General features: G+C 63.5%; 15 protein-coding genes and 1 pseudogene. 4 read left to right on the forward strand and 12 right to left on the reverse strand.

All coding sequences use genetic code 11. The features are described 5' to 3' along the window. Positions 1-230: 230 nt before the first annotated feature. Both ACFLEY_RS35910 and ACFLEY_RS35915 read left to right on the forward strand, forming a co-directional pair. Positions 231-509, forward strand: coding sequence for a hypothetical protein (locus ACFLEY_RS35910; RefSeq protein WP_309142165.1), 279 nt, complete (start codon positions 231-233; stop codon positions 507-509). 149 nt (positions 510-658) lie between these two features. Then, a complete protein-coding gene (locus ACFLEY_RS35915; protein ID WP_011085143.1) occupies positions 659-1393 on the forward strand; it encodes a metallophosphoesterase family protein in 735 nt (244 codons plus the stop codon). A 24-nt stretch (positions 1394-1417) separates the two neighbouring features. On the opposite strand, the gene ACFLEY_RS35920 is transcribed toward ACFLEY_RS35915, so the two are convergent. The 3 genes from ACFLEY_RS35920 to ACFLEY_RS35930 all read right to left on the reverse strand — a co-directional run bounded on the left by ACFLEY_RS35920 (position 1418) and on the right by ACFLEY_RS35930 (position 2556). Further along, complete coding sequence (locus ACFLEY_RS35920; protein WP_028174305.1) at positions 1418-1840, reverse strand: hypothetical protein; 423 nt, start codon at positions 1838-1840, stop codon at positions 1418-1420. A gap of 51 nt (positions 1841-1891) precedes the next feature. Beyond that, on the reverse strand, positions 1892-2194 hold the full coding sequence (locus ACFLEY_RS35925; protein WP_028174304.1) for a hypothetical protein: 303 nt from the start codon (positions 2192-2194) through the stop codon (positions 1892-1894). Positions 2195-2400: 206 nt separating this feature from the next. Next, on the reverse strand, positions 2401-2556 hold the full coding sequence (locus ACFLEY_RS35930) for a hypothetical protein (RefSeq protein ID WP_165448141.1): 156 nt from the start codon (positions 2554-2556) through the stop codon (positions 2401-2403). Between the two features lie 772 nt (positions 2557-3328). Between ACFLEY_RS35930 and ACFLEY_RS35935 the strand changes: the two genes are divergently transcribed. After that, positions 3329-3514, forward strand: a complete 186-nt coding sequence (locus tag ACFLEY_RS35935) for a hypothetical protein (RefSeq protein ID WP_129557530.1) — start codon at positions 3329-3331, stop codon at positions 3512-3514. A gap of 825 nt (positions 3515-4339) precedes the next feature. Then, positions 4340-4705, forward strand: a complete 366-nt coding sequence (locus ACFLEY_RS35940; protein ID WP_060912942.1) for a VanZ family protein — start codon at positions 4340-4342, stop codon at positions 4703-4705. Positions 4706-4727: 22 nt separating this feature from the next. On the opposite strand, the gene ACFLEY_RS35945 is transcribed toward ACFLEY_RS35940, so the two are convergent. The 9 genes and pseudogenes from ACFLEY_RS35945 to ACFLEY_RS35985 form a co-directional block, all read right to left on the reverse strand. Next, positions 4728-5012, reverse strand: coding sequence for a hypothetical protein (locus tag ACFLEY_RS35945; RefSeq protein ID WP_028174300.1), 285 nt, complete (start codon positions 5010-5012; stop codon positions 4728-4730). A 45-nt stretch (positions 5013-5057) separates the two neighbouring features. After that, entirely contained in the window at positions 5058-6122 is a 1065-nt protein-coding gene (locus tag ACFLEY_RS35950; protein WP_026192128.1) for an IS630-like element ISRj1 family transposase, read from the reverse strand. A gap of 119 nt (positions 6123-6241) precedes the next feature. Continuing rightward, positions 6242-6712 carry a hypothetical protein gene (locus tag ACFLEY_RS35955; protein ID WP_028174299.1) on the reverse strand — a complete coding sequence of 157 codons (471 nt, stop codon included), beginning with the start codon at positions 6710-6712 and terminating at the stop codon, positions 6242-6244. A 149-nt stretch (positions 6713-6861) separates the two neighbouring features. Next, positions 6862-8589, reverse strand: coding sequence for a chemotaxis protein (locus ACFLEY_RS35960; RefSeq protein ID WP_060910773.1), 1728 nt, complete (start codon positions 8587-8589; stop codon positions 6862-6864). A 5-nt stretch (positions 8590-8594) separates the two neighbouring features. Further along, positions 8595-9686 carry a chemotaxis response regulator protein-glutamate methylesterase gene (locus ACFLEY_RS35965; RefSeq protein ID WP_011085136.1) on the reverse strand — a complete coding sequence of 364 codons (1092 nt, stop codon included), beginning with the start codon at positions 9684-9686 and terminating at the stop codon, positions 8595-8597. A 16-nt stretch (positions 9687-9702) separates the two neighbouring features. Continuing rightward, the gene (locus ACFLEY_RS35970; protein ID WP_011085135.1) at positions 9703-10557 is read right to left on the reverse strand and encodes a protein-glutamate O-methyltransferase CheR; all 855 of its coding nucleotides are present in this window, start codon (positions 10555-10557) and stop codon (positions 9703-9705) included. Between the two features lie 132 nt (positions 10558-10689). Next, complete coding sequence (locus ACFLEY_RS35975) at positions 10690-12495, reverse strand: methyl-accepting chemotaxis protein (RefSeq protein ID WP_060910771.1); 1806 nt, start codon at positions 12493-12495, stop codon at positions 10690-10692. Positions 12496-12554: 59 nt separating this feature from the next. Beyond that, positions 12555-13031 (reverse strand): chemotaxis protein CheW, encoded by a 477-nt coding sequence (locus ACFLEY_RS35980; protein ID WP_028174296.1) that lies wholly within the window; start codon positions 13029-13031, stop codon positions 12555-12557. A gap of 65 nt (positions 13032-13096) precedes the next feature. After that, positions 13097-14795 (reverse strand): annotated as a pseudogene (locus ACFLEY_RS35985) (methyl-accepting chemotaxis protein). Between the last annotated feature and the right edge of the window lie 29 nt (positions 14796-14824).

Below are 14824 nucleotides of genomic sequence, written 5' to 3' on the forward strand. Positions count from 1 at the left end.
CACCGAAAAAATCAAATCGATTTTTCTGCAACGCAGTATCGCATCGAGAGAATGCTCAAACTGCTGTCACACACGTGACAATTATGCGGGCAATGCGCCGCGATTTCTGTCAAATCGCGTCATTTTCGCGCAGCGTGTCGCGCGCATTTGAACGACTGTTCAACCATGCCGCTTAAGTCGTTATTAGCCCGCGGCCATTAACACTCGTGACCAATTCGAGGAGTTGTGTCGTGAGTACCGTCGTCGTCTTCAGCCTGCTGATCGGATCGTTGCTGGGAGGCCGATTCCGAGTCTTCATCCTGCCGCCTGCCATCACTCTCGGTGCAGCGATCCTCGGTGCGGGCGCGGTCTGGCAGGGACATGATTCGGGTCACGCCGTTGTTACGATTCTCGTCTTTGCGGCGGTGCTCCAGTTTGGCTATTTCTGCGGCGCGGCTCTGGTCCGCGTGCGAGCGTCAGCCTATCGCGGCAAGGCCGCGCCATCGTTCGACAGCCGGAGCTTCGGCTAGTCGGCCTGGAAGCAGCGACGATCGGCGGTTCGCAGAGCTCTGATGAGCCTTCAGCATCAGAAGGCGGGAAAAAATCGGCTCTTGGCACCCCGATTCCGTCGATAGCATATTGACATCCCGGGCGAAGCTCTCTGAAAGAGTTGGGCCCCATGCCCACGACAGCGCCCCGAAATTCGCCCCGGCCGAAGCTACCGAACGGCGTGCGCATCTATGCGCTCAGCGACATCCACGGCTGCGCGCACCTGCTCGAACAGATGTTTGCCGTCATCGATGCGGACATGGCGAACAGCCGGCCCTATCGCGCGATCGAGGTCTTCCTCGGCGACTACATCGATCGCGGACCGGACTCGCGCCACACCCTCGACCTCCTGATCAGGCGCAGCCGCCGCCGCAACACGGTCTTCCTCAAGGGCAATCACGAGGCCTATTTCACCTCGGTGCTGGAGGACCCCTCGCGCGCCACCGAATGGTTTCAGTTCGGCGGACTCCAGACCCTGATGTCGTATGGCGTGTCGGCCGCGCCGGGCCTCAGCAAGGACGAACAGTCCGATCTCGTGCGCGAACTCACATCCGCGATGCCGCCGGAGCACATCGCGTTCCTGCGCCAGCTGCGGCCGACATTCACATGCGGCGACTTCTTCTTCGTCCATGCCGGAGTGCGCCCGGGCATTCCGCTCTCCGAACAGCGCGAATCCGACCTGTTGTGGATCAGGGACGAATTCCTCCAGAGCAAGAGGCGTTTCGGCAAGTATGTCGTGCACGGCCACACGCCGGTGCGGCAGGCCGAGCTGCTGGAGAACCGCGCCAACATCGATACCGGGGCGTACGCCACCGGAAATCTGACGCTGCTGTCCATCCAGGGCAACAGCATGCTCGCGATCTAGCCGCCCGCGCTCGCGCGCCACACTCTAATTGGTGGAGCTTGCCGGAGGCCGATATTCCGGAAAGCGGCTCAGCATCGCCGCCTTCAGGAACTTGAAATGCGCGATCGAGGCACCGAGCTCCTTGAGCCGGCGCTGGCCGTTCAGGATCTCCTTGTCGAACAGATCCTGATGGTGATTGTCGAGCGCCTCGCGCTCGAGATATTCGTCATCGCCGTTGCCGAAGGTCACGGCCGCACGCGCCAGCACGTCTTCCACCCGGCGATTGAGGCCCGATTGCTCCCGCTCCGCCGCATGGAGCGCGTCCTCGATCGCGATCATGATGGCTTCGATCCGCGTGCGATCGGTTTCGGCGTCGCGCTCGGGCGAGCGCGCACGGAACGTCTGCTCTCCCCCGAAACGGTCCTTCAGGAAGTTATGGGTGCGGGCCCGCAAGAAGAGCTGAAACATGCGTGCACTTTCCGGTTCGAGGCGCCAGACCAGAAAATGGGTCCGGGATAGTTAATAAAGATTGAAGCCTTCGCGCCGTTCGGTGCGGCTTTGCGCCATCCAGGCCCTCCAGGCGCCCTCGTGCTTCTCGTAGAGCTCGAGCCGGCGCCGCTCACCGGCATCCGGCCACACGTCACGGCCGCCGGACGCGACCTGCACCCGGCCCGGCGCCTGGCCACTGTCGAGCCGCTCGAACTCGAACGTCTCCTCGGGCGTCAGCCCAATCAGGACACGCCGGCCACCCGCATCGACGAAATAGCGCCGCGGCGCCGTGTTCGTCGAACTGGTGATGGCATCTACCCGCGTTCCCGTCATGATCCACTCCCCTGCATCCACGCCGCTGCCTGCAACCGTCCCACGCCGGTTGCAAATCATCGGAATACACGTCCGCGCCATCGCCAACACGATGCGCCAGTGTCATCTTCGAGTTGTGTCGAGATCATGATGAGCGCCGCTGATTTTCTTGCCACGCCCGAGATTTTTTGGGCAGCACCGTGCTTGCGAAGTGGTCCGCCGCGCGCTCAGCCGAAGAACCAGAGGAACAACCGCACCAGCAACAGCGTGATGAAGTACACCCAGCCCGCCATCGCAATCAGCGCAACGCTGAAAAATGCGCCTTCGAATGCCCACTCTCTGATCTTCGTGAGGGGAAGTGCCGCTCGCGCTCTCTGAAGCATCTCGGTCTTCTGATTGTTTGATTTGTTCTTCGCCGTTCGCGCGAACATAGCCGAACGAATTCGACGATCTCGTGACGAGTCGTCTGAGCGAAGCGCAATGCTGCTTGTCGGGATTTGCTTGCACCTTGCGCGTCGTCGCGATTGGATCGCTTCTCGTTCGGAGCGGTTGCGATCGACACCGCGCGGTGATTCAATTCAAATTGATTCCGCGCGACGCAGCCGCCGCGACGACGATTCTGCAATCGCGCGCAGGTGATCGCGGCAAGATCAAGTGATCGCTGCAAGATGATGTCTCCGGGTATGGCGCCCGTCAGTCGAGGATGCGGCGACCCGGCTCCGCACAACGGGTACGCGACGAGGCCGGCTTCGTGGCGGATCGGTCCGGCCACGATCTCCGCGACGCCGTGGATTCCGGCAAGGCCGGACGCGAGCCCGGCCGGCGTCCCCGCGAGGCTTCGAAAGCGGGCTTGGCGAAGGCCGTCCGCTGGCTCTGCGACAGCCGGACATGATGACAGAACATCCTCGATCGCGGCTGTCGGAGCGCGCGGATCAACCGCGGTTCACAAAAACACCGTGGTACTACGGAGCGCCGCGCGCCGATTTCATCGCGGTAAGGTTGAGCGGTTAGCTTAATCCGCGTTGTTTGTTGCGAATGCCGAGGGATCGCATATCCATCTTCACACCGGGCTGCCCCAAGCCCGGCCCCACCCAAGCAAAGCCGTCGAGCGAACATGGGTCCGCTTGGCGGCTTTGTCGTTGTGTCGACGAGAGGATGAATTCGGTTATGGCGCGCAGGCCCTGGTCGTTCAAGGAAGACCGCCGGCTGATGGAGTTGGCCAAGTCTTCGACTTCGCTGGAAGAGGCGGCAAAGCTTCTCGGTCGCTCGCCCGATGCGATCAAGCGCATGGCCTTGCGTCTCGGCCTGTCGCTGAAATCCAAGGGCAGCAAGAAGAACTAGCGTCCGTCACGCCGGCCGTGCGCGACAGTTCACGGACGTGCGCGCCTGCCCGATCGACCGGTGAGCGGAAAGCCGCCAATCGACGCAGCCCGAACGCCTTCAGCGCACTCGATCTCTCCGCGCCTGGATGTTAAGCTGCCCGGCGATGAAGATTGATCATCGACGGGCTTCGATGTCCGCCCGATCGTTTGTTGGAGGAATGGATCATGTTGTCCCGCGCACTGGCTGTAGCTTTGCTCCTGGCTCTGCCCTCGATGGCGTCGGCGCAAGTCCCCGTGCGGTTCGGATTTCCGAATGGCGCGCCATGGTGTGCCTTTGGCTTCGATTGCAGATTTCTGAATTACCGCGAGTGCGCGGACTGGATCTATGATCCTGCGCGAAACTGCCTCAAGAATCCGTACTTCGCAGCCCACTACCCGACCGATGTCGACAAGGGCTGGTCCTACAATCGGCGCTGAACGTCGCCCTCCTGCCGACGACTTCGTCATGCGGTCAGGCGCGCGGCTTCGTGCCTGACCCGGCTGGCCCGGCTCGTCAATGACGAGAATTTGGGCAGGGACGATCGGCTGCCCCTCCGCAAAGCCGGAACTCTCGACCGCGCCCCGCATTGTTCCCGAAAGGAATGCGGGAGGCGGCGCCATGGCAAGCTCTTTCCTGACCGTGATGTCGATCTGGTTTGGCATCAACATCCTGTTCGTGGCCGTGAGATTGTGGGTCACAAGACCGGGGAGCCGGCGAGTTGAAGCGTGGCGATGCAGTCGCGATTTCATGCTGAATTGGCTGGGGGCGTCATCAGCCAGCGGGCCGACCGGTTATGTTGGCGCCATGCGCCGCAACCATCTCATCGCAGCCGCCGGAATCTGCCTCGCGCTCATCATCTATGCCACGCTGGCCAAGCTCGCGGGCAGGCCGGCGCTCATGGGCCATGCGGAGGCCTACTCGGTCGTCGTCATCGAGCGCTTCAGCGCCTACGGCCTGTTGGGCTTCCTGCTGTCGTTCCTGCTGCCGGGGCGCGTCAAACTGGCTTGCGCGTTCGTAGTGGCCGTTGCAGTCGGTCTCGAGGTTTTGCAGGCGGTGACGCCGGATCGTGATCCGCGGCTCATCGATGTGCTGCAAAAGGCCGCCGGCGGCACCGTCGGCGTCCTTCTGGCCCAAACCATCCTGGCTTTCCTGCCAAGGCCGCCGACTTAGCGCGGCCGAGGGCGCGGCGGACCTACGCCACTCCGCGCCTGAGGCTTTCCTGCTGGGTCGCGAGAACTCCCGACATCTGCCGATGGGTTTCACGCAACGCCGCGATCGCATCATCGAGACCGAATTCGGCTTCGCGAATGGTCTCGAAGAACCGGGCCATCAAGGCGAGGTTCAGCTTGACGCGGGTGTTACCGTCGCGACTCTTGCGGCGATCGAGCGACAGATGCTGCGCCTGAAGCCGGGCTTCGGCAGCACTACAGCCGTTGAGCGTCGCGAGTTCGTCATATGTCATCCAGATTTGAGGCATGTCCCTGTCCGTCTTTTGTTATGGACCTCAACCTAGTACCCGGAATCAGAGCTGAGTGATACGGCGGCCTTTGAAACGGCGTTGACGGACCTTTTTCTTGGTCCAGACGAAGGGCTCGGCTCTGTCGTTGTATGCGTTGACGTAGGCATCGATGTGTTCCTGAAGCTGCTTGAGGCTCGTGAAGGAGGTGCCGCTGAGCGACTGCCCCTGCAAGATGGAAAACCATACTTCGACCTGATTGAGCCATGACGCACTTGTCGGCGTGAAATGAAATTGCACGTTGGGGTGGGCCTTGAGCCAGTCCTCGTTCTTTTTATGGGTGTTGAGGTTGTCGAGGATGACGTGAAGCTTGCGGTTCGGAAAAGCCGCGGTGACGCTGTTCATGAAATCGAGAAACTCGACGCGGCGCCGGCGTTTTGAATGGGTCGCGATGATCTTTCCGGTGGCGACTTCGAGCGCCGCAAACAATGTTGTGGTGCCATGCCGCTTGTAATCGTGGCTTTGGCCGGTCAAGGCGCGGCCATTGGGCAACTTCAGATAACCCTGCGCTCGCTCCAAAGCCTGGATCGAGGGCTTCTCGTCCACGCACAGCACAATGGCCTTCGCCGGCGGCGCGACATAGAGGCCGACAACATCGGCGGCTTTGGCCGTAAAGTTCGGGTCGTTGCTCTCGCACCAGGACTTGCGAGCCACCAGGTCAATCTTGTGGCTGCGCAGGAACCGCCAGACATATTGGACATCGACATCGCCCAGCGCCTCGGCCAGCAGGGGGCCGGTCCAGCGCGCAAACCCTTGCGGTGGCGGCTTATCCAGCAGCTTCAGAATCCGCTTGTCGGTCGTCTTCGTATAGATCGGCTGCTTGCCAGGCCGCGGCTTGTCTTGCAGCCCTTCAAGGCCATGGTCGGCATAGCGATGCCGCCAAAGGCTGACAATCCGCGGCTGGACCCCAACTTCCTTGGCGATCGACCGGGTGCTGCGCCCATCCGCCGCCAACAGAACTATCCGCGCCCGCTTCAAATCGCGCTGCAACGTCACCGGTGAGCGACAGCACGCCTCAAGCACCTTGCGATCTTTCCTCGAAAGGTGGACTTCTCTTGCTTCGGGTATCATCCCGACCTTGAATCACGACTCACGTTCCAAGAAAAGTGGGTACTAGATTTCACCTCTAAAGGCACGGTTGCCGCAATGCGGTGACGAAGGGTTTTCGCGACAACAGCGTCAATGCAAAGCTAAGACGCGGGATCCTTTGCTGTATCCTTTGCTGTATCCTTGGGCGACGCAAATGGATGGCGCGGCCGGGAGCGGCTGTCGAGATTCTTGGGCAATTTGTCGGCATTGAGCTTCACGACCGCGCATCGAGCGTCGGCGGCAGGCGCATCTTCCTGGCTGTAGATCAGCGTCGCCTCGAATTTGACGTCGGGTGCTTCCTTGGCCGTGCCCGAGCAGGTCGCGACCAGGCCATTGCACACACCCGCAAGATCGACCTCGACCTCGTCCGGCCCGAACACGCTCGGCGGACCATCGGTGTGCCGGTTCACGGTCAAGACGGCCGAGAAGTGCTTCTCATTGACACGATAAGAGCCACCATAGGTGAAGAAGCTGTCGCTACCCGAGATCCGGCCCTCGATCAGATCCACGACGCCGGTGCCCTGGCCGCGCGGCGTCCTGAACCAGGCAGCGTATTTGCCGTCTCTCAACATACGAATTTCTCGGCGTGAAAATTGACGGGTATTTGCAACCAACTCTGGGGCGCGACAATGACCAAACCGCCAGCGCTTTCGGCAGGGTTAACGCCCCGAAAACCCGATCCATCGAATTGCCGCCGGCGCGCGACGCGACGGCACCGACGTCAAAACAATTCTATGCCGTCGTCGGCGGTCTCGACCGCCTCGACGCGCCGCGTGGCGGCGACCGACGCAAGCCCGAGCGTTTGCAGGAACTCCCGGTGGACGTCCCGCTCGCGCTCCATCGTGTAGCGCGCGAAGAGATCGTCGAGCATGGCCTCGTCCTGCGCACCCGGTTGCGGCCGCCGGGCGACCGCACTCGCAGTCTCGAGGCGCGCGGCCACCGCAGGCAAAGTCGCGGAGCTTTCGCCGAGCTTGCTCATCAGGCCTTGCGCCGAATTCATCAGGCTCTCGAATTCCGCTCCCTCGTCGACGAGCCGGCTCATCAGCTTGTCGAGCCGTTCGTTGCCGGCCTCGACCTCGCGCAGCGCCTGGAGGATCTGCGGCTCGAGGTTGGCAAGCTGCGTGGGATCGCCCTGCACGCGAAGCTCCTTCAGTGCCTTGGCCGAGCGCTCGATGCCGTCGAGCACGGGCCGGAGGCGCCCCGCCCCCGCCGAAACCTGGTCCGCAGTCGCCTTGAGCTCGTTGGCGATCACGACGAAGGCGCTGCCGCGGCTGCCGAGATGGCTTGCCTTGAGACCGGCATTCATCCCGATCAGGGTGATGTCGACGGTCGCATCGGCGAGCCCGGCGATCGCCTGGCGAAATTTCGCCAGCGTATCCTCGACAATGGCCAGCGCGTCATCGACCGCACGGCCGGCGCCCTCGCAGGTGGCGATCAGGGTCGAGGCATGCGCCAATATCTGCTTGATGCGCGTCAGGAACGACGACGAGCCGCCATCCTCACCGCCGAACAGGGTGCGGCCGTGGCCGACGACGCTGGCCGCATCATTCAAGATAGCCGCCAGCGCGCGAACGATCTGGCCGATGTCGCCACCGAACTCGCGCTGGGCGTCCCTCAGCTGGGCGGCCTGCAACAGGCAGATGGCGCGCGCGCCGTCATCGCTCGTGACGGGTTCGGGAACGAGGCTTGGTGAAGGTCCTGACGCAAGACCGAGACCGTGACAGACATGCTCGAGACGCTGGCGCGTACTGTCGCCGGCCTGCAAGGAAATGATCGCGCTGCCGACCGCCTCGGCGATCTTCCTGGTGCTGGCGCTGGCGAGATCGGCGACATGGCTGCTCTTGCTGCGCTGGTCGCGCAATCCGCCATAGGCCTCGCCGAGCTCGGCGCTCTCCGAGACCAGCTGGTTCCCGTAACGGCTCTCGAACTCCTTCTGCCGGCCGGAGGCGGTGGCAACGGCTTCCGACAGACGTTGCTGGTCCCGTGCGCAGCCCTCGATCGAGCGCTGCACGGCCTTGCCGAGATCGTAGGCTTCCTGCGTAAAGGCGAGAAAGCCTTCACGGTCGCCATCGAGCGAAGCCGCCTCGATCCGCGCGCTGCGCGCGATGATGGTGATCATCCCGATGTGCTTGAACAGCGGCTTGAGCAGCGAGGACGCCTCCTCCGTGCTCGTGCCGATCGTCGCAAGCAGGGCGCTCTCGGCCGGCAGCGTCTGCGCCAGCTCGCTGAGCCGTGCGGCGATCTCCTGCAGCGCGGTCGCAGCGCCCTCGATCTCGGCGCCGGAGAGCTCCTCGGAGAGCGTCGCGAGACCCTGGTTCAGCTCCTTGAAGATGATGTGGCCGCGACCGAGCTCCCGACCGACGCGTGCAAAGACATCCTCGATGCGCGACGAGACATCCTCGATCGCCGCGGTCGCTTCAGTGAGCGTGGTGGCCGGAATGGCGGACATTGCAATCAACCTGCCACCGCGACGTGTCCGGCCTGGTACCAGAGCATGATCTCGCGCGGAATATGGTGCAGCGGCACGACCTTCTCGACCCCGCCATGGGCGATGGCTTCCTTGGGCATGCCGAACACCACGCAGCTGTCTTCATCCTGTGCTCGCGTCGAGGCGCCGAGCTTGCGCATCTCCAGCATTCCGCGCGCGCCGTCGTCGCCCATGCCGGTCATGATGACGCCGAGCGCGTTGGCGCCGGCGTGCTGGGCCGCCGAGCGGAACAGCACGTCGACTGAGGGGCGATGCCGCGACACCGGCGGACCGTCCTTGATCGCAATCTGGTAGCGCAGCCCGATACGCTGAAGCAGCATGTGACGGGCGCCCGGAGCAATATAGGCGCTGCCCGGCAGCACCGGCTCGCCGTCCTCGGCCTCCTTGACCCGGATCTGGCAGACGCTGTCGAGACGTCTTGCAAACGCCGCGGTGAACCCCGCCGGCATGTGCTGAACGATGAGAAGCGGAGGGCAGTGCGGCGGCAGCATCTCGAGGACGTCGTTGAGCGCTTCGGTGCCGCCCGTCGATGCGCCGATGCACACGATGCGCTCCGTCGTCGGCCGGACCTTGCCCTGCACCGGCGGCGGGATGATGGCGTCGGCCGTCAGCTTCTTCTCGACCACCCGGCGCTCCGCACGCGGGCGCACGCGGGCGCGCGCCGCCGACTTGACGGCCTCGCGCAGCCGCGTGGAGCATTCGAGCAGCGCCTGCCGCGTGTCGATCTTCGGCTTCGGCACGATGTCGACCGCGCCCGCCTCGAACGCCTCGAACATCACGTTCGAGCCTTCTTCGGTCAGCGAGGAGCAGATGATCACCGGGATCGGACGTTGCGCCATGATCTTGCGCAGGAACGTCATGCCGTCCATGCGCGGCATCTCGATGTCGAGGATCATGACGTCGGGGATCTCGTTCTGGAGGCGGCGCGCGGCTGCGAACGGGTCGGACGCGGTCCCCATCACCTCGATGTCCGGATCGTCATTGAGGATCGTCTGAAGGATTTGGCGCACCGACGCCGAATCGTCCACGATCAGCACGCGAACTTTCTCCCTCGGCATTCTGGTTGCGCTCCGGCTAGACCTTGAAAATCGTTGGCTGAACTTGCTTCAAACCCGGCACCGCACTGTGAATCATCGATTCCGAATGTCCGACCAGCAGATAGCCGCCGGGCCGCAAATGGCTGCACAATTGCTCGATCACCTTGCGCTGCGTCTCGCGCTCGAAATAGATCAGGACGTTGCGGCAAAAGATGATGTCGACGTCGCGGTCGACGGGATAGGACGCATCCATGAGGTTCATCCGCATGAAATGCGTCATGCGCCGCAATTCCGGCACCACCCGCACCTCGCCGCGCGACTTGTCCCGCGACGACAGGAAGTATCGCTTCACGAAGGGCTCCGGCACCGGCGCGAGAACGTCGCGGGTGTAGATCGCGGTCTTGGCAAGGCGCAGCACCGCGGTCGAGATGTCGGTCCCGAGGATGCGGTACTGAAACCGCGAGCCGTTCCGCGTCATGTCGTCCAGCACCATCGCGGTCGTGTAGGCTTCCATGCCGGTGGAGCTCGCCGAGCTCCAGATCTTCAGGTTCGCGTTCTTCCGTCCATGCAATTTGAGCAGGGCCGGGATTGCGACGTCCCGCATGAAAGTGAAGTGCTGGGGCTCGCGGAAGAAGTCGGTCTTGTTGGTCGTCACCACATCGATCAAATGGGTGAGCTCGGTGTCGAAATGCTCCGCCCCGAACAGGTTGTCGACATATTCGTTGAGGTCAGAGAAGTTCAGCGCGCGCACGCGCTTGTGCAGCCGCCCCTCCAGCATCAGCCGCTTGCCTTGCGGCAGCTTGATGCCGACCTGGCCTTCGATCAATTCGGCAATGGTCCGGAAGTGGCGGTCCGACAGATGCACGGCCATGTCCTGCACGGCGGGCATCATGGTCGCCGGCCCCGGTCCGAGATGGCCGCCTGCACTGAATGTCGGGCCGTACCGGCCATCTTGAATCCTACACGTTTACGCAATCACTGAAGACAGATCGGCCCCCGGTGGGGGCCGATCCCTCAGAGAGCCTTAGCGCTGGAAATCGGCGTCCCGATCGTCCTCGCCGTCGTTCATGTCGAAGGCGAAGCCACCGCCGCCCGCAACCTTCATGGCACGCGCGGGCTTGGCCGGCGGCTTCCTGGCCGGGCGCTCGACGGCCGCCATGGTGGCCGCCTTGGCGCGCAACTGATTGACCGCCCGGTCGATCGGTGCGGCCGCGCGGCCCTTTCCACCCTGCTCGATGTGGAAATAAGCGATAGTGGACTGGAGTTGCTCGGCCTGCGAGGCGAGCTCCTCCGAGGTCGAGGACACCTGCTCGGAAGCGCTGGCGTTCTGCTGGCCGACCTTGTCGAGCTGCTGGATCGCCTGGTTGATCTGGGCCGAACCGACGTCCTGCTCGCGGCAGGCCGCGGTGATCTCCTCGACCAGCTCGGCGGTCTTCTTGATATCAGGGACGAGCTTGGCAAGCATATTGCCGGCTTCCTGCGCGACCTTGACTGTTTCAGTCGAGAGCGTGCCGATCTCGGCCGCCGCAGCCTGGCTGCGCTCGGCAAGCTTGCGCACTTCGGAAGCGACGACTGCAAAGCCCTTGCCGTGCTCGCCGGCGCGCGCGGCTTCGACCGCCGCGTTCAGCGCGAGCAGGTCGGTCTGGCGCGCGATCTCCTGCACGATGGTAATCTTCTCGGCGATGGTCTGCATCGCGTTGACGGCGCGTCCGACGGCTGCGCCGCTGGCCTCCGCGTCCTTGGCCGACTGCGCGGCGATCTTCTCGGTCTGGTTGGCGTTGTCGGCGTTCTGCTTCACGTTCGAGGCCATCTCCTCCATCGAGGACGAGGCTTCCTCGGCTGACGAGGCCTGCTCGGTCGCGCCCTGCGAAAGCTGCTCGGCACTCGCGGAAAGCTCCTGGCTGCCGGCAGAGACGTTCTGCGCCGCCGTCAGAGCTTCCGACACGATCTGGCGGAGCTTTTCCACCATGCGCTCGAGGGCAAGGCCCAGCGTGTCCTTGTCCGACTGCGGCTTGGCCTCAACCATGAGATTGCCCTGCGCAATCTCGTTGGCGACGGCCGCAGTGGCGTTCAGGTTCACGGTCATCGCATTCAGCGATTTGATGAGATCGCCGATCTCGTCATTGCTGGACGACTCGAACTTACGGCTGAGATCGCCGATCGCCACCGCGTCGGCGAGGCCGACGGCCTGTGCCAGCGCGCGGCTGATGTTGAGGGCGATCCAGGTGGCGGCAACAGCGGCGATCAGGAGCGAGGCAATGACCAGGCTCATCAGCAGCATTTCGGCGCGGGCGCCGTCCTGCTTGGACTGCTCGGCCTGCTCCGCCATGTTCTTCTTGACGTTCTTGATGTAGCCGTCGGCTGCTTCCAGCGCGTCCGCGACGACCTTGCGGCCGTCATGCATGGACCGGTCCAGGGCCTTCGGCTTGTCGGACTTCGCGAGCCTGACCGTCTCATCCTGATAGGCGCTCAGCTTGGCAAACGCCGTGGAGAAGTTCTCCATCAGTTTCTTGCCGCCTTCGCTGGCGGCGGCGTGGATCTCGTCCTTGGACTTGATGAGCGCTTCGCGATTCTTGGCGAGGTCGGCTACGAACTGATCGTATTCAGCATCGGTCGCCGCGAGGATCGAGTTCTTTTCGGCGCGCACCAGAAACAGGATGCCTTCCTTGAGTTCCGCGGCCTTTTCCATGCGGCCCGCGCGGCTAACCAGAGTCTCGGTGGTGCCGACCATGTCCGACAGCTTCACATAGCCGACCGCGCCGGCGATCATGGAGAGCAGGATGACGACGCCGAAGGCGCTGGCAAGCTTGGCTTTGACGGTAAATCTCATGTCAATCTCGTTGGTTCGAATTGGGGGGCATACGCTTGACCATGCTTACTCTTGCAAACTCAGGCGGCGCGGGGCGCGTCGCGCCCTTCCGGGATCTCGTCATGCGCCATCAGCTTGGCGAGATCGAAGATCACGACGAATTTCTCGCCCTTGCGGCCGATGCCGGCGGCGTAGTCGGATTGCCATTTGCCACCGACCTCGGGGATGGGCTCGATCGCCTGCTCGTCGATGTCGGTGACCTCGAACACGCAATCAGCGACGAAGCCGACACCGACCAGACGGTCCTTCATCGGCACGTCGAGGATGATGATGCGGGTCGCCTCGGTCGTCGCCACGCTCGGCAGGCCGAGCTTGGTCCTGAGGTCCACGATCGGATAGCCGCTGCCGCGCACGTCGATCATGCCGAGCAGGAAGTTCGGCGCATGCGGCAGCCGCGAGATCGGACGCATGTCGAGAATTTCGCGGACGTTGCGGATGCTGATGCCGAACGTCTCGCCGGCAAGTCCGAGCGTCAGATATTGCGAGGTTGCGGCCATGCTGCAGTCCAGGGGTCCCGGGGTTTGCGAATGAGCACGATCCGGCACGAGGCCGGACCGCCTGATCAGCGTTGGAATTCGGCGTCGCGGTCGTCTTCGCCGTCGTGCATGTCGAACGCGAAGCCGCCACTTCCGGCGACCTTCATCGCACGTGCGGGTTTGCGGACAGGCGCGGGCTTCTTCACGCCGCGATCCGCCGCAGCCATGTGCGCCGCCTTGGCGCGGAGCTGGGTAACGGCACGATCGATCGGCGCCGGCGCCGCGCTCTCGCCGCGGCCGGCATGGTCGATGCGGAAGAACGAGATTGTGGACTGGAGCTGCTCGGCCTGCGAAGCGAGCTCCTCCGAGGTCGAGGAGACCTGCTCGGAGGCGCTGGCGTTCTGCTGGCCGACCTTGTCGAGCTGCTGGATCGCCTGGTTGATCTGGGCCGAACCGACGTCCTGTTCACGGCAAGCGGCGGTGATCTCCTGGACCAGCTCAGCCGTCTTCTTGATGTCGGGCACGAGCTTGGACAGCATGTCGCCGGCCTCCCGGGCGACCTTCACCGTCTCCGTGGACAGCGTGCCGATTTTCGGCCGCGGCCGCCTGACTGCGCTCGGCGAGCTTGCGGACCTCGGAAGCGACCACCGCAAAGCCCTTGCCGTGTTCGCCGGCCCGCGCGGCCTCGACCGCGGCGTTGAGCGCCAGCAGATCGGTCTGCCGTGCGATTTCCTGCACGATGGTGATCTTCTCGGCGATCGTCTGCATCGCGTTAACCGCACGACCGACGGCCGCGCCGCTGGATTCCGCATCCTTGGCGGACTGCGCGGCAATCTTCTCGGTCTGGTTGGCGTTGTCGGCGTTCTGCTTCACGTTCGAGGCCATCTCCTCCATCGAGGAGGAAGCTTCCTCGGCGGACGAGGCCTGCTCGGTCGCGCCCTGCGAGAGCTGCTCGGCGCTGGCGGAGAGCTCCTGGCTGCCGGCCGAGACGTTCTGCGCGGCGGTCAACGCCTCCGCGACGATCTGCCGGAGCTTCTCGACCATCACGTTCAGGGACCTGACGAGGTCGCCAATCTCATCGTTGCTGGCGGACGGGATGGTCTGGCTGAGATCGCCCTCCGCAACCGCGCCGGCAAGGCCAACGGCGCGGCCCAGCGAACGGCTGATCGAGATGGAAATCCAGAGCGCAGCCCCGATCGCAATCGCCAGCGAAATGCCGAGCAGCGTCATCAGCACGAACTGCGCCTGGTGGCCTTCCTCCTTGGATTGGACCGCCTGCTCCGCCATCTGCTTTTTCGTGTTGCCGACATAGGCGCTCATGGCTTCCATCGCGTCCGCGACGACCTTGCGACCGTCGCCCATGGAGCGTTCGGTCGCCTTTGCCTTGTCGGTCTTGGCCAGTCTGAACGTCTCTTCCTGATACACATTCATCTTGGCGTATGTCACAGCGAAGCTGTCGAGCAGCTTCCTGCCGGCTTCGCTCGCCAACGCGTAGACCTCGTCCTTGGTCTTCAGCGCCTGGTCACGAATCTTGGCGGCATCGGCGGCAAACTGTTCGGCCTGGGCTTCCGCTCCGAGAATTGAATTCTTCTCCGCCCGCAGCTGAAGCAGGATATCCTTTTCGATTTGCGTCGCCTTCTCCATCCGGGTCGCGCGCAGGACCATGCTGTCAGCAGTGGCCATCATGTCGCCGAGCTTCATGTACGCGACACCGCCGGCGACCATGGACAGGACAATGACCAGGCCGAATGCGCTGGCCAGCTTCGCTTTGACCGTAAATCTCATTTCCAGCCCCTAAACCTCAAGTCCCACCC

The sequence above is a fragment of the Bradyrhizobium sp. YCK136 genome (assembly GCF_044570075.1).
Classification (GTDB): domain Bacteria; phylum Pseudomonadota; class Alphaproteobacteria; order Rhizobiales; family Xanthobacteraceae; genus Bradyrhizobium; species Bradyrhizobium diazoefficiens.